This window comes from Pseudomonas sp. MF6755 (assembly GCF_016405635.1).
Lineage (GTDB): Bacteria > Pseudomonadota > Gammaproteobacteria > Pseudomonadales > Pseudomonadaceae > Aquipseudomonas > Aquipseudomonas haemolytica.
The window spans coordinates 1-19,865 of record NZ_JAEKDA010000001.1 but is presented as its reverse complement, the minus strand read 5'-3'; the positions used below and the strand labels follow the sequence as shown (position 1 = coordinate 19,865).

18 protein-coding genes are annotated in these 19,865 nt (G+C 58.4%); 7 read left to right on the top strand and 11 right to left on the bottom strand.

Annotated features, from left to right (window positions below; translation table 11 throughout):
- Window positions 1-2 precede the first annotated feature (2 nt).
- Genes JFT66_RS00090 through JFT66_RS00075 form a run of 4 tightly spaced genes read right to left on the bottom strand, consistent with a single transcriptional unit; the run spans window position 3 to window position 2,615 of the window.
- Window positions 3-563, bottom strand: coding sequence for a DUF6162 family protein (locus JFT66_RS00090; RefSeq protein ID WP_198858546.1), 561 nt, complete (start codon window positions 561-563; stop codon window positions 3-5).
- The gene (locus JFT66_RS00085) at window positions 560-883 is read right to left on the bottom strand and encodes a hypothetical protein (RefSeq protein ID WP_198858545.1); all 324 of its coding nucleotides are present in this window, start codon (window positions 881-883) and stop codon (window positions 560-562) included. Before JFT66_RS00085 ends, JFT66_RS00090 begins: the two co-directional genes overlap by 4 nt.
- Window positions 880-1,416: a hypothetical protein gene (locus tag JFT66_RS00080; protein ID WP_034116833.1), complete on the bottom strand. Its 537-nt coding sequence runs from the start codon at window positions 1,414-1,416 to the stop codon at window positions 880-882. Before JFT66_RS00080 ends, JFT66_RS00085 begins: the two co-directional genes overlap by 4 nt.
- Window positions 1,413-2,615, bottom strand: coding sequence for a PepSY-associated TM helix domain-containing protein (locus JFT66_RS00075; protein WP_198858544.1), 1,203 nt, complete (start codon window positions 2,613-2,615; stop codon window positions 1,413-1,415). The genes JFT66_RS00080 and JFT66_RS00075 overlap by 4 nt, the downstream gene beginning before the upstream one ends.
- A 400-nt stretch (window positions 2,616-3,015) precedes the next feature.
- Between JFT66_RS00075 and JFT66_RS00070 the strand changes: the two genes are divergently transcribed.
- Window positions 3,016-4,257: an MFS transporter gene (locus tag JFT66_RS00070; protein WP_442963589.1), complete on the top strand. Its 1,242-nt coding sequence runs from the start codon at window positions 3,016-3,018 to the stop codon at window positions 4,255-4,257.
- 112 nt (window positions 4,258-4,369) lie between these two features.
- On the opposite strand, the gene JFT66_RS00065 is transcribed toward JFT66_RS00070, so the two are convergent.
- A complete protein-coding gene (locus JFT66_RS00065; protein ID WP_198858543.1) occupies window positions 4,370-4,828 on the bottom strand; it encodes a VOC family protein in 459 nt (152 codons plus the stop codon).
- Window positions 4,829-4,921: 93 nt separating this feature from the next.
- Complete coding sequence (gene soxR, locus JFT66_RS00060; RefSeq protein ID WP_153837890.1) at window positions 4,922-5,371, bottom strand: redox-sensitive transcriptional activator SoxR; 450 nt, start codon at window positions 5,369-5,371, stop codon at window positions 4,922-4,924.
- Window positions 5,372-5,471: 100 nt separating this feature from the next.
- Here soxR and JFT66_RS00055 point away from each other — a divergent pair, with 100 nt between their 5' ends.
- Window positions 5,472-5,837 (top strand): antibiotic biosynthesis monooxygenase, encoded by a 366-nt coding sequence (locus tag JFT66_RS00055; protein ID WP_034116828.1) that lies wholly within the window; start codon window positions 5,472-5,474, stop codon window positions 5,835-5,837.
- Here the strand turns inward: JFT66_RS00055 and JFT66_RS00050 are convergent.
- Complete coding sequence (locus tag JFT66_RS00050; RefSeq protein WP_034116827.1) at window positions 5,826-6,929, bottom strand: sigma-54 interaction domain-containing protein; 1,104 nt, start codon at window positions 6,927-6,929, stop codon at window positions 5,826-5,828. The two genes, JFT66_RS00055 and JFT66_RS00050, sit on opposite strands and share 12 nt — an antisense overlap.
- 278 nt (window positions 6,930-7,207) lie before the next feature.
- On the opposite strand from JFT66_RS00050, the gene JFT66_RS00045 reads away from it, so the two are divergent.
- The 5 genes from JFT66_RS00045 (at window position 7,208) to JFT66_RS00025 (ending at window position 16,562) form a co-directional block, all read left to right on the top strand.
- Entirely contained in the window at window positions 7,208-7,477 is a 270-nt protein-coding gene (locus JFT66_RS00045) for a hypothetical protein (RefSeq protein ID WP_034116826.1), read from the top strand.
- Between the two features lie 477 nt (window positions 7,478-7,954).
- A complete protein-coding gene (locus JFT66_RS30075) occupies window positions 7,955-11,923 on the top strand; it encodes a DUF1592 domain-containing protein (protein ID WP_332875108.1) in 3,969 nt (1,322 codons plus the stop codon).
- Between the two features lie 2 nt (window positions 11,924-11,925).
- Complete coding sequence (locus tag JFT66_RS00035) at window positions 11,926-13,296, top strand: DUF1552 domain-containing protein (protein ID WP_198858541.1); 1,371 nt, start codon at window positions 11,926-11,928, stop codon at window positions 13,294-13,296.
- A 247-nt stretch (window positions 13,297-13,543) separates the two neighbouring features.
- Complete coding sequence (locus JFT66_RS00030) at window positions 13,544-14,704, top strand: cysteine desulfurase family protein (RefSeq protein ID WP_198858540.1); 1,161 nt, start codon at window positions 13,544-13,546, stop codon at window positions 14,702-14,704.
- Between the two features lie 49 nt (window positions 14,705-14,753).
- Entirely contained in the window at window positions 14,754-16,562 is a 1,809-nt protein-coding gene (locus JFT66_RS00025; protein WP_034116823.1) for an aminopeptidase P family protein, read from the top strand.
- A 15-nt stretch (window positions 16,563-16,577) separates the two neighbouring features.
- On the opposite strand, the gene JFT66_RS00020 is transcribed toward JFT66_RS00025, so the two are convergent.
- The 4 genes from JFT66_RS00020 to rhtA form a co-directional block, all read right to left on the bottom strand.
- Complete coding sequence (locus tag JFT66_RS00020) at window positions 16,578-17,168, bottom strand: 2-hydroxychromene-2-carboxylate isomerase (RefSeq protein WP_198858539.1); 591 nt, start codon at window positions 17,166-17,168, stop codon at window positions 16,578-16,580.
- A 34-nt stretch (window positions 17,169-17,202) separates the two neighbouring features.
- Complete coding sequence (locus JFT66_RS00015) at window positions 17,203-17,934, bottom strand: SDR family oxidoreductase (RefSeq protein ID WP_034116821.1); 732 nt, start codon at window positions 17,932-17,934, stop codon at window positions 17,203-17,205.
- 110 nt (window positions 17,935-18,044) lie between these two features.
- Window positions 18,045-18,326 (bottom strand): hypothetical protein, encoded by a 282-nt coding sequence (locus tag JFT66_RS00010; protein WP_003190182.1) that lies wholly within the window; start codon window positions 18,324-18,326, stop codon window positions 18,045-18,047.
- Window positions 18,327-18,490: 164 nt separating this feature from the next.
- The gene (gene rhtA / locus JFT66_RS00005) at window positions 18,491-19,378 is read right to left on the bottom strand and encodes a threonine/homoserine exporter RhtA (protein WP_034116820.1); all 888 of its coding nucleotides are present in this window, start codon (window positions 19,376-19,378) and stop codon (window positions 18,491-18,493) included.
- Window positions 19,379-19,865 lie beyond the last annotated feature (487 nt).

Below are 19,865 nucleotides of genomic sequence, written 5' to 3'. Positions count from 1 at the left end.
GTTCAGTGACGATGCTGGCGGGTGACGCCAGCATCGAATTGCGCGACCACTTGCTGCCAGCCGGCCGCGATCAGCGCCTGGTCAGTGAGGTCGGAAGGGGCGGCGAGGTTGGCGCTGCGGTTTACCCAGATATCCGGCTCGCTGCCTTGCACGCGCATCAGCAGCGAGCCGCTGGTGGCCGGTACCTGGCTCAAACCCAGGTAGGCGGCCGGTGCGAGCAACTGCCAGCGGTGGTCGCCACGGCTGACCGAACTGGCATCCTGGGCAAACGGTGCGAAGCCTTCTTCAGCCAGTTGCTCAGGTGTGGGCAAGGCGCTTTGCTCCTGCTGCAGCAAGTGGATCTCATCCAGGGTCACCCGCAGGTCGGCGTAGATGCCTTGCTCGGCAGCGCTCAAGTCGCGGCGGGCGTCCAACTGGTGGCTCGGTACCGCCGCGACTTCCTGGGTTTCGCCGTGCAGGGCCACCACCGTGCCCGCCACCGCCAGGATGATCAGGCACAACAGCAGCACGTAAAGAGTTTCATGGCCAGCGCCCGCGGGGCGTACAACCTGTGTGGTACTCATTGTGGCTGGATGTCCGCTTGGTCGATTTCCACCACGTGGCCGGGGCCGGCGTCAAACAGCACATAGAACTCGGCCGCAGGCTTCTTGAAGGTCAGGGTCGAGTCCTCACCGAGCTTGCCCGGCACCAGGATGGTTTCGTCGTAGCCGATCACATCCAGGGTCACACCGGGAGCGCCGCTGCCGTCGGAAAAACCGCCTTTGCACTGGATCTGCTCGCCGGGGATTTCCTTGCATTCACACATCGGGTTGTGGGCAAAGGCGATGGTACTGAAACCGGCGCACAGCAACAGCGCGGCGCGGGTCAGGCTCTTGAACGTCATGGTTTGACTCCTTGCTTGTTCAGCCAGGCAATAGTGGCAGGCGAGGCCTGGCTCAGCGGGATGGAACCCTGGTGCATACTGCCGTCCCAACCTTCCATGGTCACCCACACTTCGGCATCTACCGGTGTGCGTTCCGGCACCGGCAAGGCAGCGCCCATGCGGTACGGCGTGCCAAAGAAGATCACCCCGGCAGCGCGCAGGCTGCGTGGTTTGCCGATACGCAGGTAAGTGGCCTTGACCTGATTGGCGCAGGTGTCGCACAGGGCGGCATTGAAGAATTTCATCGGGCCGGCCGGGTTCGGGCGGGGGCCTTCATTGCGGAACTCGACGAGGGTCAGGCTCCAGGGGCCGACTTGCACTTCGCCGGCCACGCGCTCGCCGATGCCGCTGTCACCGCGAAACAGGGCGGCATCGGCGAAGTATTTGGGCATGAAGCCCAGGGGCACCAGCAACAGCAGAATGTTGATGTGGAAGCGCCATTTCAGCCAGAAGGCGCGCAGAGGGGAAGGCGGTACAGTCGCAACCTTGCTCATCGCTGGGCCTCCGAGGCTTGAGCCTGCATGGCCGGGATGGCAGCGGGTTGACGTTGCGTCTTGGCTTCGCGCTTGAGCGCGTTGAGGGTGGCCAGTGCTGTGCGCTTGGTCCAGATCAGCAGGCCGCTTAGCACCATCATGCTCATGATCAGGCCGAAGAACGCCCAGATCAGCTTGATCCACAATCCGCCGAAGTCGCCGGTGTGCAGCGGGCGCATGGACTCGGTGACAAATTCCAGTTTCGAACGGTCGGACAGCAAGTGCGCGGCGGCGACCTCCCCGTCATAGGGGTTGATCTGTGCGGTCTGGTACATCAGCGGGTACCAGCCCCGTCCGCCGATCTGCAGGTGGCTGTAAGCGTTAAGGGGCAGGCTGATGAAGCTTGGCTCCAGGCCCGGGATACGCTGCGTGGCGATTTTGATAGCGTCATCCACGGGAATCATTGGCGCCGGTACGCCAGGCGCCGACATCGGCACCTTATCCCGGGCAATCACCGGGACGACGGGTTCGGTGGAAATCGAAATATGGTTGTCCCCCAGGATGGCGCGGATCAGGAACCAGATGCCGGTGACGGAAATCACGGCAATGAACCAGATCGACCAGATGCCGCTCAACCGGTGGAAGTCTCCCCAGAAGATTCGCGCACCGTGGCGCACACGCAAGGTGGGCCGCAGGAAGCCCTTCCAGAACTTCTTGTATACCACCAGCCCTGTCACCAGTGACGCAAGCAGCGGTATGCCGAGGGCCGACACCAAATACCAACCCCAACTGTAGCCATTGGTGAACGGCACCAGCCACCAGCCGTGCAGGGCGCGGGTAAATTCCTGGAAGTTGAACGATGGGCTGATGCCCTGGATCGCCCCGGTGTAGGGATTGACGTAGACCTCGACGGAGCGCCCGTCGGGGTAGCTGAGGTCTACGCTGAGAGCGAAGTGGGATTCGTCGGGGCGGCTGATCGACTGGATGAACACTTGGGGTTCCTCGCGTTTGATCGCGGCGATCACTTGGTCGTAGCTCAGCGGTTGGGCTTCATCCGACGGCTTGCTCGCACGAATATCCGGGTTTGCCAGCCAGACGATTTCCTGGCTGACCACCGCCAGGGTGCCGGTAACGCAGACGATCAGTACGAAGAACCAGATGGGCAATGCCAGCCAGCTATGTACGAGAAACCAGAGTTTGGAGCGTGACTTCTTGGACATATGAATGAGGGTCTTGATCGGAGGGGGCGATGGAGGCCCGGAAAAGGCCGGTCGTAGCTTTTGCTGACGCGACAGGCTGTATCTAAATTAAGACGGATGAGAATGAGAAATCCCTAAGGCGAATATGAAAGAAAATGTTTCAGGTTCAAATTCAAGTAGCATTTAGGGGCTGATCGAACACGAAACATGTTTCATGCGGTCACTCCGTCGCCATTGATGGGGCTGGGTAGGATGGGCCGACACCGTCGAACGAGCCCTCCAGAAAATGACTGCCAGAACCCTCTACGACAAACACATCGATTCCCACACGGTGTGCGCCCTGGCTCGGTTGACACGGCGTGCCTCGTCGACTTAAGTGGAGCCGACATGGACGTCGGCTCACTAAAGGAAAGTTCGTAACATGGACGTGCTGAACGTAGATCCTCAATCGACACTGTCGACCCGCAACGCACGCCTGATCATCTTTGCCCGCGGCGTGTCGGATTTCGGCGCGTTCCTCAACATGGTGGCGTTGTCCACTTATGTGTACTGGCTCAGCCAGAGCGTGGTGTTTGTCAGCATCTTCCTGGCGTGCCGGGTCACTGGCGGGATTGTCGCCAGCTTGTTTGGCATCCCGTTCTTTCGCCGGTTTGCGGGGCGTGGCACGTTGGCGGGGCTGGACTTGGCCCGGGCGCTGTTGCTGACGCCGCTGCTGGTGCTGTTACCGGCCCATCAACTCACGCTGTTGCCCTTTATCGCCTTCGGCATCGGCCTGTGCAATTCGCTGTTTGCCATTGGCCTCAACAGTCAGTTGCCCACCTGGGTCGCGCTTGAGCAGCGGGTGAATACCAACGCATGGATCACCTCGGCGGCCGCCACCGGGGCGGTCTTCGGCAGTTTGCTCGCAGGCTTGCTGATCGCCACGGGCGGGTTTGAAGCGGTGTTTGCCGTCAACATCGGCACCTATGTGATTGCCGCTTGCCTGGTCTTGCCCTTGCGTGCGTTGTATAGCGTTACCGTTGCCGCCCATCGCGGGCTTGCCGCCGAATGGCACGAACTGACCAAGGGGCTGCGCGGTGCACCGGTGCTGGCCGCGATGTTGCTGATCAGCATGCTCGACACCCTTGGCAGCGCGGCCCATAACGTCGGCTGGCCGGTGCTCTCGCAGTACATTTCCCCAGACACGGCCAAGACGGTCATGGGTTATCTGCTGGCGGTGTGGGCCTGCGGCAAGTTCGTCGGCGCGCGCATCGCCAGTGCGGTGTTGAAAGGCCGTGGCACCCAAGGAATGGAACGCTTGTTCATGCTCGGTGTGGCGTTGATGTCCAGCGGGTTCATCCTGACATTCCAGCAGACCGAACTGTGGATGGCTCTGTTGCTGGTGGTGTGGGCGGGGCTGGGCGATGGGTTGTCCGAGGTGGCGTTGATCTCTCGTGCGCAAAGCGAGCCCGATAGCTTGCGCTTGCCGCTGTTCAGCCTCTTGACCCTGATCCAGATGGCCGGCTTTGGCGTGGGCATGCTGGTGGTCGGGCCGTTCTATGTGACGTGGACACCGGCCCAGGTGATCGTGTTGTTCCATGGGCTGCCATTGACCGCCTTGATGGTCATGACGATATGGCTGGGCTGCAATGCTTATCGGGGTGTCAGATCGACAAACCCTTGAAGTGCTCCTGTAGAAACTCCACACAGGCGCGCAGCTTGCCGCAGTAGAGGCTACGCGCACGCTCTTCTGTGGAGGGTGTTCAGCTGGTGCGAGCAAGCTCAAGCCCACAGGGTTAACTTTGCTTGAACATCTCTACGGCACGCTGGCGGATTTGCTCCTCGGTCAGGTCCTCCTTATGGGTGGCCAGGAACCAGAGGTGACCGAATGGATCTTTCACACTTGCGGAGCGGTCGCCATAGAACTGGTCTTTCGGCGCGGACACTTCGATGGCGCCGGCATCAACGGCTTGTTTGAACTGTGCGTCCACATCGTCTACATACAGATGCAAACCGACGCTGGGATGGGTATCCGGATTGCGCAGGGCTGTTTCATCGCACGGTGTGCCCAGCATGATCACCGCTTTGCCAATACGCAGCTCGGCATGACCGACTCCGCCGTCGGGCATGTCCAGGCGCATTAACACTGAGGCGCCAAAGGCCTTCTGGTAGAACTCGATCGCCTGTGCGGCCTCGTTGATCCCCAGATAGGGGGTAATACCGTGGTAACCCTCGGGAATAGGTTTAACGCTCATATCGTTCTCCTCGGATTGTGGTTGTGGAGCGACGGCCTATTCACTATAGGCCACGTAGCGCGTGGCCTGCGGGCAACCGACGAGGTGTTCATGTCAAGGCTGTATGGTGGGCTCCAGCAACTGGGCACCCGGCCCGTACTCACCGAGCTTATCGCCTTGGTTACGCAGCGGGCACGCTTGCATCGAGAGGCACCCGCAACCAATGCAGCCATTGAGCTTGTCCCGCAACAGCATCAGCTTGTTGATGCGCTCATCCAGGTCTTCACGCCACAGCGCTGACAAGCGCTCCCAGTCTTGAGCATTCGGGGTACGCCCATCCGGCAATGCCTGCAACGCCGCGCCAATCGTCGCCAGCGGAATGCCCAAACGCTGGGCGATTTTGATCACCACCACTCGCCGCAGTACATCGCGTGGATAACGCCGTTGGTTGCCGGCATTGCGGTTGCTCTTGATCAGCCCTTTGGATTCGTAGAAGTGCAGCGCGGTGACTGCCACGCCGCTGCGCGCAGCCAACTGACCGACGCTGAGTTCTTTATTGAGCATGAATAACTCCCAAACAGTACTTGACCTCGATTTAACTAGAGGTTTTACCCTGCGTGGCATCGAATCGCAAGATTCTGCCTACAGAGAAAGGGGAGTGTTCATGCAGGTATCAGAGAAAAATCGCAGCTTCACTCAATTGATCGAGTTTCAGATCGAACCCCGTCAGCAATCTGCCCTGGTGGCGGCCTTGACCACCCAGAGCGAGCGTCTGGCCGAAAAACATGGCGGGTTCCTGAGTGCCAGCGTGCAGGTCAGCGATGATGGGCGACGGGTGCTCAATTACCTGCAATGGCAATCCCGCGAAGACGGTGAGGCCGCCTTCAAGTGCTTTGAGCAGGGTGATGAAGATTTCTGGACGCTGATCCGCGCTCACCAGGCCACGGCGGTGACCTTCGGTTCATTCCAGGTGCTGCGCAGTTTCGAGCGCAGCCAGGACGACGCTTTGCACTGCCGGCTAAATGGATAGATGCAGCATCCGCTCGCCTTGCACGTTTTCCCCAGGCCGGCGCTTGTTCACCGCCAACTCGCCGATCTTGATCAGGCGTGTGCGCGTGACGTTGCGGCTCAGGCCCAGCAGGTTGGCGGTGTGCACCTGGTTGTAATGGCTGAAGCGGTAAGCGGCACGCAATAACGCGTCATCGACCTTTTCGTGCAGGGCACCGGCCTGTTCTTCGAAGAGCCTCTGAAACGCCCGTGCGAGCAGGGCTTCGGCGCTGTTATCGGTGCCGTACTGGCTGTCGTCCTGGCGTTCGATGCGCATATTTGACAGGCGCAGATCGTCTCGCTCGATCACCCCGTTACGGCAGATCAGCAACGTGTGGTGAATCACGTTTTCCAACTCTCGGATATTGCCCGGCCAACTGTAGCTCCTGAGCTTGTGTTCGGCTTCCCGGCTGATCGTAATCGGGCCGTACCCCAGGCGCTGGCTGTAGGCATCGATAAAGTGCCGGGTCAGCGGCAGGATATCGCCGGGGCGCTCGCGCAGTGGGCTGAGTTCCAGGCTGACCACGTCGAGGCGATAGTAGAGATCTTCACGGAAATGCCCGGCGTTGATTGCCTTTTCCAGCTGTACATTGGTGGCGGCCAGGACCCGCACATCGATAGGAATACTCTTGCGCGAGCCCACGCGCACCACTTCACGCTCCTGCAGCACCCGCAGCAGTTTGACCTGGATGGTCATCGGCAGATCGCCGATCTCATCGAGGAACAAGGTGCCGCCGTCTGCCTCTTCGAACCAGCCGGCCTTAGCACTGAGAGCGCCTGTAAACGCACCTTTCTCGTGGCCGAACAGCTCCGCTTCCACCAGGGATTCAGAGAAGGCCCCGCAGTTCACTGCCACAAATGGCCGGTTGCGCCGAGCGCTGAGGTTGTGGATATGCCGCGCTACCAGCTCCTTGCCAGTGCCGGTCTCGCCGATGATCAGCACACTGGCTTCGCTGGGCGCCACTTGCTGGATATGGTCCAGCAGCGCCTGGGATTTCGGGTCTTCGAAGACCTGGGCCGTGGCGCGGATCGAGGTCGCGAGGGCGGGCGAGGGCGGTAGGGTTAAAAGCTGCATGGGCACCTCTTTCAGGAATAGAACGGCGGAATCGGAAGAGACTGGTTCAACGCCCAGTCGCCGAGTTCTTGCCGTTTGGGTGCCCAGATATAGAGGGATACGGTTATTCCGTAAACGAACGTATATCCATATTTATAGATCTTAAGTGAATATATGATCTGTGTTATCTGAGACGCCGTAACGGTTGATAGCAACTATCACGGACGATGATTTTTAACCGGCAGGGGGCGGGAGTAGCCTGTGTTCATTGACTCAAACCTCCCCCGACAGGCCCCCCAATGAATCGTCTACTCGCTATCTCGTTGCTGCTTGCCACCGCCGTGCTCGCCGGATGTGCGAGCCACCCATCGCCAGAATTGCGCCCCTACACGGCGCAAGAAACCCAACAACTGGAATTGGAAGCGCTGAGCCGTCGAGGCTTGTCGTTTGATGAATATCAACAGCAGCGCGCCGCACTGACTGGCCAGTCGCAGAAAGCCTTCGGCTTTGATCACCAGGCTGAAATGAATGCGCAGCGGGCTGCACAGCGCAGCGGTCGTGCGAGTTAACCCAGGTGACGACAGGTGTGTTGTCGGGTTTGACGGGCCGATATCTGTCGGCTAGAACTTAACCTTGACAACTCATCATGGCTGCATTGCGCAGGCGGATGGTTGAGTAGAGTGTCTGGTTGTTCCTGTCTCTTTGGCTTTGTGCCATGTAGTAGTTTCGCAGTGGAATTGCATTGCAAGACATTCCAAATTGAATGGACTTCGGGGTCGCATCAGCCGTCTGCGGGGTGTAATTCCGTGTCGGGTGCTTTCTGACGGGAACGTGAAACTGCGCAGTCTTTCTTCGATGGAAATACGCCTGGCCTGCCTTTGAGGCTGGTGATCATGACGATGTCGATTGGTTGGGAGTCGCTTGTTTCGCGCTGTGGCCGGGCTTTGCCTGTCTTGTTCTGCGCGTTGTTGAGTGTGGAGGTATCTGCGCAGGCCTGTACTGAACCGGCTTACATAGCGGGAACAGTCTATAAGCAAGGCGATCGGGTGCAGAACCACAACAATGAGTTTGAATGCAGGCAGGACAATGACTCTCCGCCATTAGGGCCGGGCAGTTGGCAATGGTGCCAGCAAAGCGACTACAACCCCGGCCGACCCGCGTCCAACGGCGCTGTTATCTGGCCTGACGCCTGGAAAGAGCTCGGCGCGTGCGGTGGCTATTCGGGTAACCGACTGATCTTGAACTTCGCCACGTTGAGCGGCCGAGGGCCTGTCAGTCAGCCAACGCCTGGTGTGGCCGGAGCCGATCAGTTGGTCACCGGCGTCTTGCGCTGCCAGGACGAAGAAATTCCGATCAACGCCAGGTCCGGCGAAACGATCCATCTCGATAACTTGAAAGCGTGCGACTACCAATTGGTGATGAGTGTCGCCAATGGGTTTGTGCCCTTGAACACGCCGCGTATTGTTTCGTTCCGCCGCGACGAAGGCGAGGAACAAAGCATCACCCTGAAATATCGGCCACCGGTTCAGGTTGGCAAACTCAGCGGTCTGCCGGGTATCAAGATCGAACTGTTTGCCCAGGGGCTGATTCAGCCTCGGCAAATGGCCATGGGCAAGAACGTGCTTTATGTGGGTTCCAGTGCGATTCCGTCTTATGTCTACGATGGAAAGATCGCCGATATGGTCTACGCCTTGCCACTCGACAGCAGCGGCAAACCGAACGGTATCTACGTGATCGCCAGCGGCCTGGAAGAGCCCCACGGCGTAGTGTATCGCGACGGTGATTTGTATTACTCGACCACCGGCGGACTCTATCGCTTGCGTAACGCCGATGAGCATTACAAGAACCCTACGCCTGAGCTGGTGTTCAAATTTCCAGCCGATGATTCGGCCTTTCCACTGCCATCCGTGGCGTCCGGTTCCAGCACGCGCGTCTGGCACATGAAGCACCCCTTGCATTTCAATCCCCTGGACCCTGCGGACAAGGGGCTTTACACCGCCGTGGGTATCCCCTGCAATCTGTGCATGATTCCGGCTGACCCGCGCTACGGCACGTTGTTGCGTTATGACACTGTGACCGGCAAGGCGCAAATCCTTGCAAAAGGGGTACGTAACTCCGTCGGTTTCGACTGGAACCCAAAGACAGGTGACATCTGGTTCACCGATAACAACCGCCAGGGTTTTCCCAACCCCGATGAGATCAACCGTATCAGCGGGCCCGACCAGCATTTTGGGGTGCCTTACCTTTTCGGCAAAGGTACCTTGGGGTTTACTGACGAAGAGTTTCGTAACCCAGGGGTGATTCAGCCGCCCTTGGTTCAGGGGGCTATTGTTTCTGATAAGTCCTTGCAGGAGGTCGATCCGAAAGACTATGTACCTGCGGCCTTTGAGTTGGGTACCAACACAGCGCCACTGGGATTGAAGTTCTGGGAGGGATACCCGGCTCCTGCAAATACTCAGAATATGCTGGTGGCGGTACATGGTGCGGGTACCGCGGCGCGGCCGGGCATGGATATACGGGTCGTCTCCATACAAAACGGAACACGGGTGGTTAACCAGATTCCGTTGATCAACGGGTTTATCCAGGACCCACTGCGTTTTGATGTGTATTGCCTGGACGACTCCTGTATTGGCCGGCCGGCAGACTTCCTGGAGCTGGAGGACAAAAGCCTGCTGGTTTCCGATGACGTCGCGGGGGTGATCTATCGGGTGAATTATGACGCTACAGGCCTGCCGGATACGCAGCTAGTCTTGCGACCAGCGCTGGCACCCGCGCCTGAGCTTGAGGATGAAATGGTCAGCGGCACCCTGATCTCCCCCGGTGGTAACACCCGCCAGTTCCATTCGTCCTTCAACCCCGCCGACAATCAGGCTGCCTTGATCCTCAAAGGCTTGCCTTATGGCACCTATCAGGTACGACTCAATGATGTGAAGAACTGGATTCCGCAGACGCGCAATACGTCGCTCACCTTGTCCGCCGAGAACAGCAAGCAGACGTTGAACCTGGGGTACCGGCTGCGGCCAGTCAAGTTGGCTATCAAGATTACGGTGCTAGCGCCTGCCAAGCCGGCATCCGTGACGGATGCCAATTGGCACTTCACCCTCAAGCCCAAAGAACCTGCGGATGCGGTGCCGAAAGTGGTGCAAGTGCCATGGGGTGAAAGCGTCACTGAGCTTTTGGACTACGGGGATTACGACGTCGTTTACCCCTTCTTCGCGCAGGAAAAACCGCAGCCGGAACTGGTTTCGCTGCGTATCAACGAAGAAAGCCAGGACGAACAACTGACGCCTCTTACTTATCGCCATGTACCGAATTTGGGCGAAACGGTGCTCGCCGAGTCGTGCACCAAGTGCCACGCGGTGGAGTTTTTCAAAAACCTGCGCATGGCGGTGGCGTGGAGTTCCGCTGGCGAGGCGGCGTTGGTGCGGCAAATTCAGACCATGGGGGTGGCTGGGCATTGCGATACCACTTGTGCCAGCGAGATCAGCAAGCACTTGTTTGACGTGGTATGGGCGCCGTACCTGCGCCCTACCGAAGCCCATGGCCAGCGGCAATTACGCCTGCTGACACCTGACGAATATGCAAACAGTGTCAAAGATATCCTGGCCGTTACGGTCGATACGCAGAGGCTGCCGGCGGATAAGTCGGAAAAGGACTTCAAATTCCCTGGCGAGGCCAGCAAAGGATTCTTGCAGGCTGAAGACATCAAGCAACTGTATGACATGGCCGTGTCCATTGCTGACCGGATGACGCCCGAACAGGTGTACCGACTCAAATCGACTGCCAAGGGGCAGATCGTGAGTGCCTTGGGCTACCAGCTTTTCCGCCGGCATCTGACCGTGGCTGAGCTTGCACGCTATCAAACCGTACTGGATGAGCAAGGGCACCGGGCTCTGGTAACTGCACTGCTGTTGTCGCCCAACTTTCTCTATCGCTCGGAGCTGGGCCAGCCCGTGGCGGGGAAAACCGAGGTCTACAGGTTGACGCCTTACGAGACCGCAACGGCGTTGTCCTACACCTATCAAGGAACCACGCCAGACGCGCAGTTGCTGGCAAAGGCTGAGCGCAACGAGTTGCAGACCCCGCAGCAGATCACGGCGGAAATCGACCGCATGATGCGCACCGAAAAAGGCCTTGAGCAGTTCAACCGATTCATCAGCTACTACATAAGGACACAACGCGGCGTGCAGGAAAAGCCGGGGTTGGATGCGTCGATGATCCAACTGATGACGCGGGAACAATCGCTGTTGACCCGCCATGTAATGCTCGATGGCAAGGGCACGCTGGATGAGTTATTCAACCCGGGGGTGACGTTTCTCAATCAGAGGCTGGCTGAGCACTACGGTATCAGCGGAGTTACAGGTAATGCGCTGCGCAAGGTCGTTGTGGATGAGAAGCGCGGAGGGTTGCTGCACTTGGGGCTGTTTCAAGCTTCCACCGCCGATTACAAGGTCACGTCGTTGGTCAAACGCGGCATCACGATTCGCGAACAACTGTTTTGCCGAGAGTTTGGTGCGCCGGTCGAAGCGCAACCCACCGAGCCGACGTATCCGCCGCGTGCAATTACAACCCGCGAACGCTGGGATCTGATCAACGGCAAAGAGGCTTCAAAAGGGCGGTGCTGGCAATGCCATCAGTATATGAATGACACCGGCGCGTCCATGGAGCATTACGACGCCACCGGGCGCTATCGCCAGCAGGAGCCAGCCTACAACTACGCCCAGTTCCCTGTGCAGTTGCCGATCAAGTCATCCGGCCCGTTCATTGGCGTCGATGGGACAGTGCCCATCGAGGACGTGCGGGATATCTCTAAGCTGATCGCCCACAACTCGGCGTCGTTGTTCTGCATGGCCGACAGTTACTTTCGCTTTGCGGCGGGTAATAGATCTGACGAATCCACGTCCGCTACGCTCAAGGCGCTTACCGATGGGCTGAAGGACACCGGCTCATTACCGGCGATGTTGCGCACGCTGGGCACTTCTAACGCGTTTCAATTCAAGATGCAGAGGGATTGATCATGGATATCCTGAAAAGTCGTCGCCGCTTTCTGACTGGCCTGGCTGCAGTCGGGGTGTTCGGGCCGCTCACCCAATTTGGATTGGCGCGAATTGCTCTGGCGGGGCAAAGCCAGCAGGCCAAGCTCAAGGTGGTGTTTTTTGTCGTGCCCGATGGTCTGGCAGTCGACTCCGAATCGGCATACTCCAGCGATGGTCGGGGGCTATGGCATCCCAGTGCCAATGGCTTGGACACATCAGACTTCCAGCTCAATGAGGTCAGCCAGGAACTTGCGGCCTACAAGGACCAATCTTTATACCTGCGTGGCACGATTCTCGGTCCAGGTAATGAAGGTCACAATGGATGGACCTGGGCTTTACGCGACAGCCAGAAAAAAATGGCATCGATCGATGTGCTGCTGGGGGAGCATATTCCGGGAACCGACCCCGCCCAGCGCAGCGTGTTTGCCGGGCCGCATGCGGGCATCGACGGTACGCCCTGGTATGTGTCGTGGAGTGGGCAGCAAAGCGGCGGTGGTATCCGCACGCCGGTGCAGGATCCTGAAGTGCTGTTGCAAAATCTCTTTGGCACCGTGAGTCGAGAGGTGCGTGAGAAACAGGTGCGCAACAGTCACGTTTTCGATCCGGTGCTGGCAGATATCAACGAGATGCGAGGGCGGCTTTCTGGTGTGCAGAAGCAAAAGCTTGATACGCAGTTGGATGCGGTGGAGCAGACCCTCAAAGATATGGAAGAGACGTTACCGCCTATTGGCGAGTGTGCTCCGTTGGAACTTGAATCAGTGCCTTTCAAGTCTGCAGCCTTTCGTAATCAGGTGCAGGCCAGCCATCACCAGGTGGTGGCCACCGCGCTGGCGTGCGGAATCACGCGTGTCGCTACAATTCAGGTGGGTCGCTCCGCGGAGTCCCTGAATATTCTGGATGTCAGTGACGTCACCAACCCCCATGATTGCGCACACCGTTATGCTGGGCTGGCTGTATGGAAGAAGTCCCGTCAGTGGTATACCCAGCGGGTCAGGTTGTTCATGGATGAACTGGCGCGCCATACCGATCCTGACGTACCTACCGATAGCTTGCTCAAGCACACTCTGGTCGTGTTCACCAGCGAAATGGCCGATGGCGCCCCCGAACATACGAAGGATATGCCTTTGGTATTGATGGGGGGAGCTAGCGGATTGTTGAAGAGTGGCGATGGGGCGGGGCGCTATTTCAATATCACGGCGCAAGGCGACCGTAAGCAAGAAGGCAACCCTGTGATTGGTAATACCATGGTCGATATGCAGCGGATTTGGGCGACTATTGCCAAGGCAGCAGGAACCAGCGTGCCGTATGCTGGGAATGTTGATCCGGTAAGCGGGATATTTACTAACGTTTAAGTTTTGGTGTGTTGTACGAAAAGCCGAAAAGTCTGCAGGTGAGACTTTTCGGTTTTTTGCGTTTAGGCCCAATCGTTCTAACAGCGCGCCCTTACAGACTGTTAAGCTGAATTCCGGGAGCGTTCCTACGCACATTTAAATAAAGTTTCCTTTTTTAATCGCATTCGATCGGTTAAACCTGACGATCTCAATTCCGGTCGATGCTCCCCGAGACGCTGCTCTCGGGACACGCTTTGCGAGTTTTGTCATGAATAAACGTCCGTTGTATTTCGACTACGCCGCCACCACACCGGTAGATGAGCGGGTTATCCAGGTGATGGTCGAATGTCTGGGCTTCAATGCCAATTTCGGTAACCCTGCGTCCAGTTCCCATGCGTTCGGCCAAGCGGCCCGGCATACGGTCGAACAGGCGCGTCGCCAGGTGGCCGAGTTGGTCGGTGCCCAGCCTGAGCAGATCGTCTGGACCTCCGGTGCCACAGAATCCAACAACCTGGCGCTCAAGGGCGTGGCTCAGGCCCGTGGTGTGGCGGGTGGGCACGTCATCACCAGCCAGATCGAGCACAAGGCTACGCTGGACACCGCGCGGCAATTGCAGGAAGCCGGCGTAGCCGTGACGTACCTGGTGCCGGATGCGGAAGGCTTGATCAGCGTCGAAGCCGTCAATGAAGCGTTGCGTGAGGACACCTTCCTGGTCTCGCTGATGCTGGTCAATAACGAGCTGGGCACCCTGAACGACATCCCGGCCATCGGTGCGCGGGTGCGTGAGCATGGGGCTTTGTTTCATGTGGACGCGGCGCAAGGGGCGGGCAAGGTAGCGATCGACCTGGCCCTGTGGCCGGTGGACCTGATGTCGTTCTCTGCCCACAAGCTGTATGGCCCCAAGGGCATCGGCGCGTTGTATGTCGGGCCTCGGGCGCAGCAGAAAGTGTTGGCGCAGATTCATGGCGGAGGCCACGAAGGGGGCTTGCGTTCCGGCACCCTGGCGACCCATCAGATTGCGGGCATGGGTACGGCGTTTGCCTTGGCAGCGGCATCCTTCGCCGATGAGAAGGCCACGATTGTTGCGTTGCGCCAGCGCCTGCTGGATAACCTGGAGTCGGTTGCCGGCTTGCGCCTCAATGGCAGCCCAAGCCAGCGTATCCCACATACCCTCAGCCTCACGTTCAGCGAAGGCGAATTCAATTCTGCCGCATTGAGCGCGGGCATTGCCTTTTCCGCGACTTCCGCGTGCAATTCGGCAAGCAATGCACCGTCCCATGTGCTCCTGGCCTTGGGCCATGATGCTCGCACCGCCAGTCGCACTATCCGCTTGAGCCTGGGGCGCTTTACCACCGAACAGGACATCGACGAAGCCGCGCAACTGATCAAGGCAGCATTGGCCAGCGCGCCGGCGTTCTGGGCGGTCTGATTTATCATTCGCAACCCATAACAATTATTAGTGGTTAGCAGGAGACACAATGAGTACGCAGCCTTTGACCCATGGAACGGTTCCCCAGCGCCTGGCGCATACCCGTGAACTGATGCGCCGCGAGGGCATTCATGCCCTGCTGGTGCCATCGGCCGACCCGCACTTGTCCGAGTACTTGCCGGGTTACTGGCAGGGGCGCCAATGGTTGTCAGGGTTTCACGGCTCGGTGGGGACGCTGATCGTCACGGCGGATTTTGCCGGGGTCTGGGCTGATAGCCGTTACTGGGAACAGGCGACCAAGGAGCTCAATGGCAGTGGCATTGAGTTGGTGAAACTGCAACCAGGCCAGCCTGGGCCGCTGGAGTGGCTGGCCGAGCAAACCCCTGAAGGTGGCGTAGTGGCTGTGGACGGCGCGGTCATGGCCGTGGCCTCGGCACGCACCCTGGGTGGCAAGCTGGTCGAGCGCGGTGCCAGCCTGCGTACCGATATCGACCTGCTCAATGAAGTCTGGCAAGACCGCCCGACACTGCCTAACCAGCCGATCTACCAGCACCTGCCTCCCCAAGCCACCGTCAGTCGTGGCGAGAAGCTGGCGACACTGCGTGCCAGCTTGAAAGACAAGGGTGCCGATTGGCATTTCATCGCGACGCTGGATGACATCGCCTGGTTGTTCAACCTGCGCGGTGGTGACGTGTCGTTCAATCCGGTGTTTGTGTCCTTTGCGTTGATCAATCAACAGCAGGCCACGTTGTTTGTGGCGTTGGGCAAGGTCGATGCCGAGCTGCGGGCTGTGCTTGAGCAGGATGGCGTGACCTTGCGTGACTACAGTGAAGTGGCCGAAGCGTTGCGTGCCGTACCGTCGGGTGCGAGCCTGCAGGTTGACCCCGCACGCGTGACCGCTGGCTTGCTGGATAACCTCGACGCAGGCGTCAAGCTGGTGGAAGGTCTCAACCCGACCACACTCGCCAAATCCCGCAAGAGCCTGGCGGACGCGGAACATATCCGCCAAGCCATGGAGCAGGATGGCGCGGCGCTGTGCGAATTCTTCGCCTGGCTCGACAGCGCCCTGGGCCGTGAGCGCATTACCGAACTGACTATCGACGAACACCTGACCGCTGCGCGTACCCGTCGCTCAGGTTATGTGTCGCTGAGCTTCAACACCATTGCCGCGTTCAATGCTAATGGCGCGATGCCGCATTACCACGCAACCGAAGAAGAGCATGCGTTGATCGAAGGGGATGGCTTGCTGTTGATCGACTCGGGCGGCCAATACCTGGGCGGGACCACGGACATCACGCGGATGGTGCCTGTGGGTACCCCGAGTGAAGAGCAGAAGCGCGATTGCACGCGGGTGCTCAAGGGAGTGATTGCGCTGTCCCGTGCGCACTTTCCCAAAGGCATTCTGTCACCGCTGCTGGACGCTATCGCCCGTGCGCCGATCTGGGCGGAAGGTGTGGATTACGGTCACGGCACAGGCCATGGTGTAGGTTATTTCCTCAATGTGCACGAGGGCCCACAGGTCATTGCCTACCAGGCCGTTGCTGCGCCACAAACGGCGATGCAGGCGGGGATGATTACTTCGATTGAACCGGGTACTTATCGCCCTGGACGTTGGGGTGTGCGTATTGAAAACCTGGTATTGAACCGAGAGGCGGGCAAGACCGAGTTTGGCGAGTTCCTCAAGTTCGAAACCCTGACCTTGTGCCCGATCGATACCCGTTGCCTGGAGCCGTCGTTGCTGACGGCGGATGAGCGGGAGTGGTTCAACGCGTACCACGCCGAGGTGCGCGCGCGCCTGAGCCCGTTGCTCGGTGGTGCGGCACTTGAGTGGTTGCAAGTGCGCACCACCGCTATTTGATGCAGCAGGCGAAATCTAGCTGAGGGCTTCGCGCACAAAGTCCAGACGGTCCTGACCAAAGAACAGTTGGTTTCCTACAAAAAAACTAGGGGCACCGAACACGCCGCGTTTGACGGCTTGTTCGGTTTTGTCCTTGAGGGCGTTCTTGACGGCTTCATCATTGGACAGGGCCAGGATGTGCTCTGGATCGAACCCATGTTCGACGAGCACATTGGCGACGACCTCTGGATCACCAAGGTGACGGCCCTCTACCCAAAGCGCTCGGAACAGGCAGTCGATAAAGTCGGAAAAACGCTCAGGCTGGTGGATTTGCATGCCGGTGATTGCGCGCATCATTAACAACGTATTGATGGGGAAGTGCGGGTTAAACCTGAGCGGCACGTTGTAGCGTTTGGCGTAACGCGCCAGGTCATCCAGCATGTAGCGCCCCTTGGCCGGCACCGTAATCGGGGAGGCGTTGCCAGTTGCCTTGAACACGCCGCCCAACAGCATCGGCTGATACACCAACTGCGCGCCGGTTTCGGCGCAGAGCGCCGGTAGCTGGGTGTAGGCCAGGTAAGTGGCGGGGCTGCCGAGATCAAAGAAGAACTCCAGGGTTTTGCTCATGGTCGATACTCGCTGCTTATTGTTATAGGTCGTGTTACCAAGGTTCGTTCCAGGGGCGCAGGTCTAGCTCGAAAGTCCAGGCATCTCGAGGCTGGCTATGCAGGAACCAGTAGTTGTCGGCAATGTGATCTGGGTTGAGGATGCCGTCTTGATCCTTGAGGGCATATTTTTGCGGGAAGTTCTCGCGAATGAAGTCGGTATCGATGGCGCCGTCGACCACCACATGGGCGACGTGGATGCCCATCGGGCCTAATTCCCGCGCCATGCTTTGGGCCAGGGCACGGATCCCATGCTTTGCACCGGCGAATGCGGCAAACCCCGCGCTCCCGCGCAAGCCGGCAGTGGCGCCGGTAAACAGGAGGGTGCCGCGGTTACGAGTGACCATGCGCTTGGCAACTTCGCGCGCGTTCAAGAAACCAGAAAAGCACGCCATCTCCCAGATTTTGAAATATTTGCGTGCGGTTTCTTCCAGAATGCTGCAAGGCACGTTGGCGCCGATGTTGAAGACGAACGCTTCAATGGGCCCCAGTTCGCTTTCGATTTGCTCGACCAGTGCGATGACGTCATCTTCTTTGCGCGCATCACAGGCAAAGCCGTGGGCTTCTCCGCCTGCCGATTGGATGCTGTCTACCAGGGGCTGCAGTTTGTCGGCGCTGCGACGTGTGACGCAGGCGATGTAGCCTTCGCGAGCAAAGCGCTTGGCGATGGCGCCGCCGGTGGCGTCACCAGCACCGACCACCAATACGACTCTCTTGTTGTGCGTCATGGGAACTCCATTGGCTCGATAATCGAGCAGGAGTTTAGCCGCCGTGTCGCAAATGGCTTGGAATTTAGCGGGAATTTAAGATGAGCAGTCAGGAGGGACTGCTCGGGCTGCTATTTACAGATGACGATCATACTGCGGCTGGTGTAGCCGGCAGGGTTGAGGCCGAAGGGGTAGTCCCCGGGCTCCTCGGAGTTGTCACCGGACTTGGCAATCACCCGGTAACCCTTGGCGCCGCATGAATTGGCTGCACTGGTGTAGCACTGGTCCCAGGAGGAGGACAGGCCCGAACAGTTGATATGCAACCCTTTTTTGCCCCGCTTCACTTCTGTTTTGGTGGTTGCAGCACAGCCAGCGATGCCTACAACCAGCAACAGTATCAAAATTCGTTTCATTCCCATCCTTAAAAGGCCGCCCTGCAAAAGAGCAGAGCCGCTTTACTCGCTCTCGAGCCTGGCGTTCGTGCTGTCCGTGTCGAAACTCTCCATGAATGACATTCGCTTACGGCTTAAACATGGCCTAAATGAGCGGCAAATACCAGAGCTAGAATTAAAGATGATCAGTCGGCGGGCACCAGCGGTTTGGATTCGTTGCGCATTGTCAAAGTGGCACCCACGGAAGCCAGGATAATGCAAGTAATGGCCAGCCATTGGGCGAGGGATAGGTGCTCGTGCAAGAAAAGCAGGCCGGAGACGGCGCCGAACGCCGGCTCAATACTCATCAGCGTCCCGAACGTGCGCGCGGGGAGGCGAGTCAGTGCGACCATCTCCAGCGTGTAGGGCAAGGCAGTCGACAGAATTGCGACGCCGATGGCGATAGGAATCAGGGCGGGCGTCAGTAGTGCAGTGCCAGCATGCACGACCCCGATCGGTGCAACGAACAGGGCGGCAATCATTACGCCGAGTGCGGCGGTTTGAACACCGTTGTCATTCCCCGCCTTTTGGCCGAATAGAATATAGAGCGCCCAGCACACGCCTGCGCCCAGCGCGTAAGCCGCTCCTACCCAGTCTATACCGCTGCTGGCCTCGCCCATCGGGATCAGCAGGAGCAGGCCTATGATCGCGAGGGCAATCCACAGGAAGTCAACTGCTCGTCGTGAGGCGTAGATAGCGACGGCGAGTGGGCCTGTAAATTCGAGCGCTACTGCAATCCCCAAGGGCACGGTGCGCAGGGACATATAGAAGAGGAAGTTCATGCCACCCAGCGCCATCCCGTAGATGACCACTGTACGCAAGGACTTGGCTGTCAGCTTGGCGCGCCATGGGCGTAATAGAAGCAGCATGATCACACTGGCGAAAATCAAACGCAGGGCAGTGGTGCCTTGTGCGCCGACAATGGGGAACATGCTCTTCGCCAATGAGGCCCCGGATTGGATGGAGGCCATGGCGATCAACAGCAGGCCGACGGGAAACAGTGCAGAGGCCAGGCTGCGGGGAGGGGTGGTCATTGGAGGTGTTCTTCCGAAGTCATAGTCGATAAACAGAAGTCGCTATGATGCTTAACTGTTAAGCAATGAGCAATATATTGCTCATGTGCCGATTGTGGTTTTCTATATAGAAGGAATTGATAGAAAGCCCAAATTAAGAGTTGACGGCGAATTATATCTGTCTATAATTCGCCCCACTTCCGGCGCAGTCGAAACGGAAAACTCCTTGGTAAACAATGAGTTATGAGGTTTTCGGCAGCAGGTTGCTTCAGTTCATCGAAGCCGAAAGGAAGTTGAAAAAGAGGTGTTGACAGCAGCGTGTAACGCTGTAGAATTCGCCTCCCGCTGACGAGAGATCTGAAGCGCAAGTGGTTGAAGTTGTTGAAGAAATCTTCGAAAGCTTCTGAAAATAATCACTTGACAGCAAATGAGGCTGCTGTAGAATGCGCGCCTCGGTTGAGACGAAAGATCTTAACCAACCGCTCTTTAACAACTGAATCAAGCAATT

Bases quoted from the DNA above. Each gene is read 5' to 3' on its own strand.
- JFT66_RS00010 (WP_003190182.1), bottom strand. From the start codon at position 18,326: ATGAAACGAATTTTGATACTGTTGCTGGTTGTAGGCATCGCTGGCTGT.
- JFT66_RS00070 (WP_442963589.1), top strand. From the start codon at position 3,016: ATGGACGTGCTGAACGTAGATCCTCAATCGACACTGTCGACCCGCAAC.
- JFT66_RS00090 (WP_198858546.1), bottom strand. From the start codon at position 563: ATGAGTACCACACAGGTTGTACGCCCCGCGGGCGCTGGCCATGAAACT.
- rhtA (WP_034116820.1), bottom strand. From the start codon at position 19,378: ATGACCACCCCTCCCCGCAGCCTGGCCTCTGCACTGTTTCCCGTCGGC.
- JFT66_RS00030 (WP_198858540.1), top strand. From the start codon at position 13,544: ATGAATAAACGTCCGTTGTATTTCGACTACGCCGCCACCACACCGGTA.
- JFT66_RS00015 (WP_034116821.1), bottom strand. From the start codon at position 17,934: ATGACGCACAACAAGAGAGTCGTATTGGTGGTCGGTGCTGGTGACGCC.
- JFT66_RS00045 (WP_034116826.1), top strand. From the start codon at position 7,208: ATGAATCGTCTACTCGCTATCTCGTTGCTGCTTGCCACCGCCGTGCTC.
- soxR (WP_153837890.1), bottom strand. From the start codon at position 5,371: ATGCTCAATAAAGAACTCAGCGTCGGTCAGTTGGCTGCGCGCAGCGGC.
- JFT66_RS00055 (WP_034116828.1), top strand. From the start codon at position 5,472: ATGCAGGTATCAGAGAAAAATCGCAGCTTCACTCAATTGATCGAGTTT.
- JFT66_RS00035 (WP_198858541.1), top strand. From the start codon at position 11,926: ATGGATATCCTGAAAAGTCGTCGCCGCTTTCTGACTGGCCTGGCTGCA.
- JFT66_RS00020 (WP_198858539.1), bottom strand. From the start codon at position 17,168: ATGAGCAAAACCCTGGAGTTCTTCTTTGATCTCGGCAGCCCCGCCACT.
- JFT66_RS00075 (WP_198858544.1), bottom strand. From the start codon at position 2,615: ATGTCCAAGAAGTCACGCTCCAAACTCTGGTTTCTCGTACATAGCTGG.
- JFT66_RS00050 (WP_034116827.1), bottom strand. From the start codon at position 6,929: ATGCAGCTTTTAACCCTACCGCCCTCGCCCGCCCTCGCGACCTCGATC.
- JFT66_RS00080 (WP_034116833.1), bottom strand. From the start codon at position 1,416: ATGAGCAAGGTTGCGACTGTACCGCCTTCCCCTCTGCGCGCCTTCTGG.
- JFT66_RS00085 (WP_198858545.1), bottom strand. From the start codon at position 883: ATGACGTTCAAGAGCCTGACCCGCGCCGCGCTGTTGCTGTGCGCCGGT.
- JFT66_RS00065 (WP_198858543.1), bottom strand. From the start codon at position 4,828: ATGAGCGTTAAACCTATTCCCGAGGGTTACCACGGTATTACCCCCTAT.
- JFT66_RS00025 (WP_034116823.1), top strand. From the start codon at position 14,754: ATGAGTACGCAGCCTTTGACCCATGGAACGGTTCCCCAGCGCCTGGCG.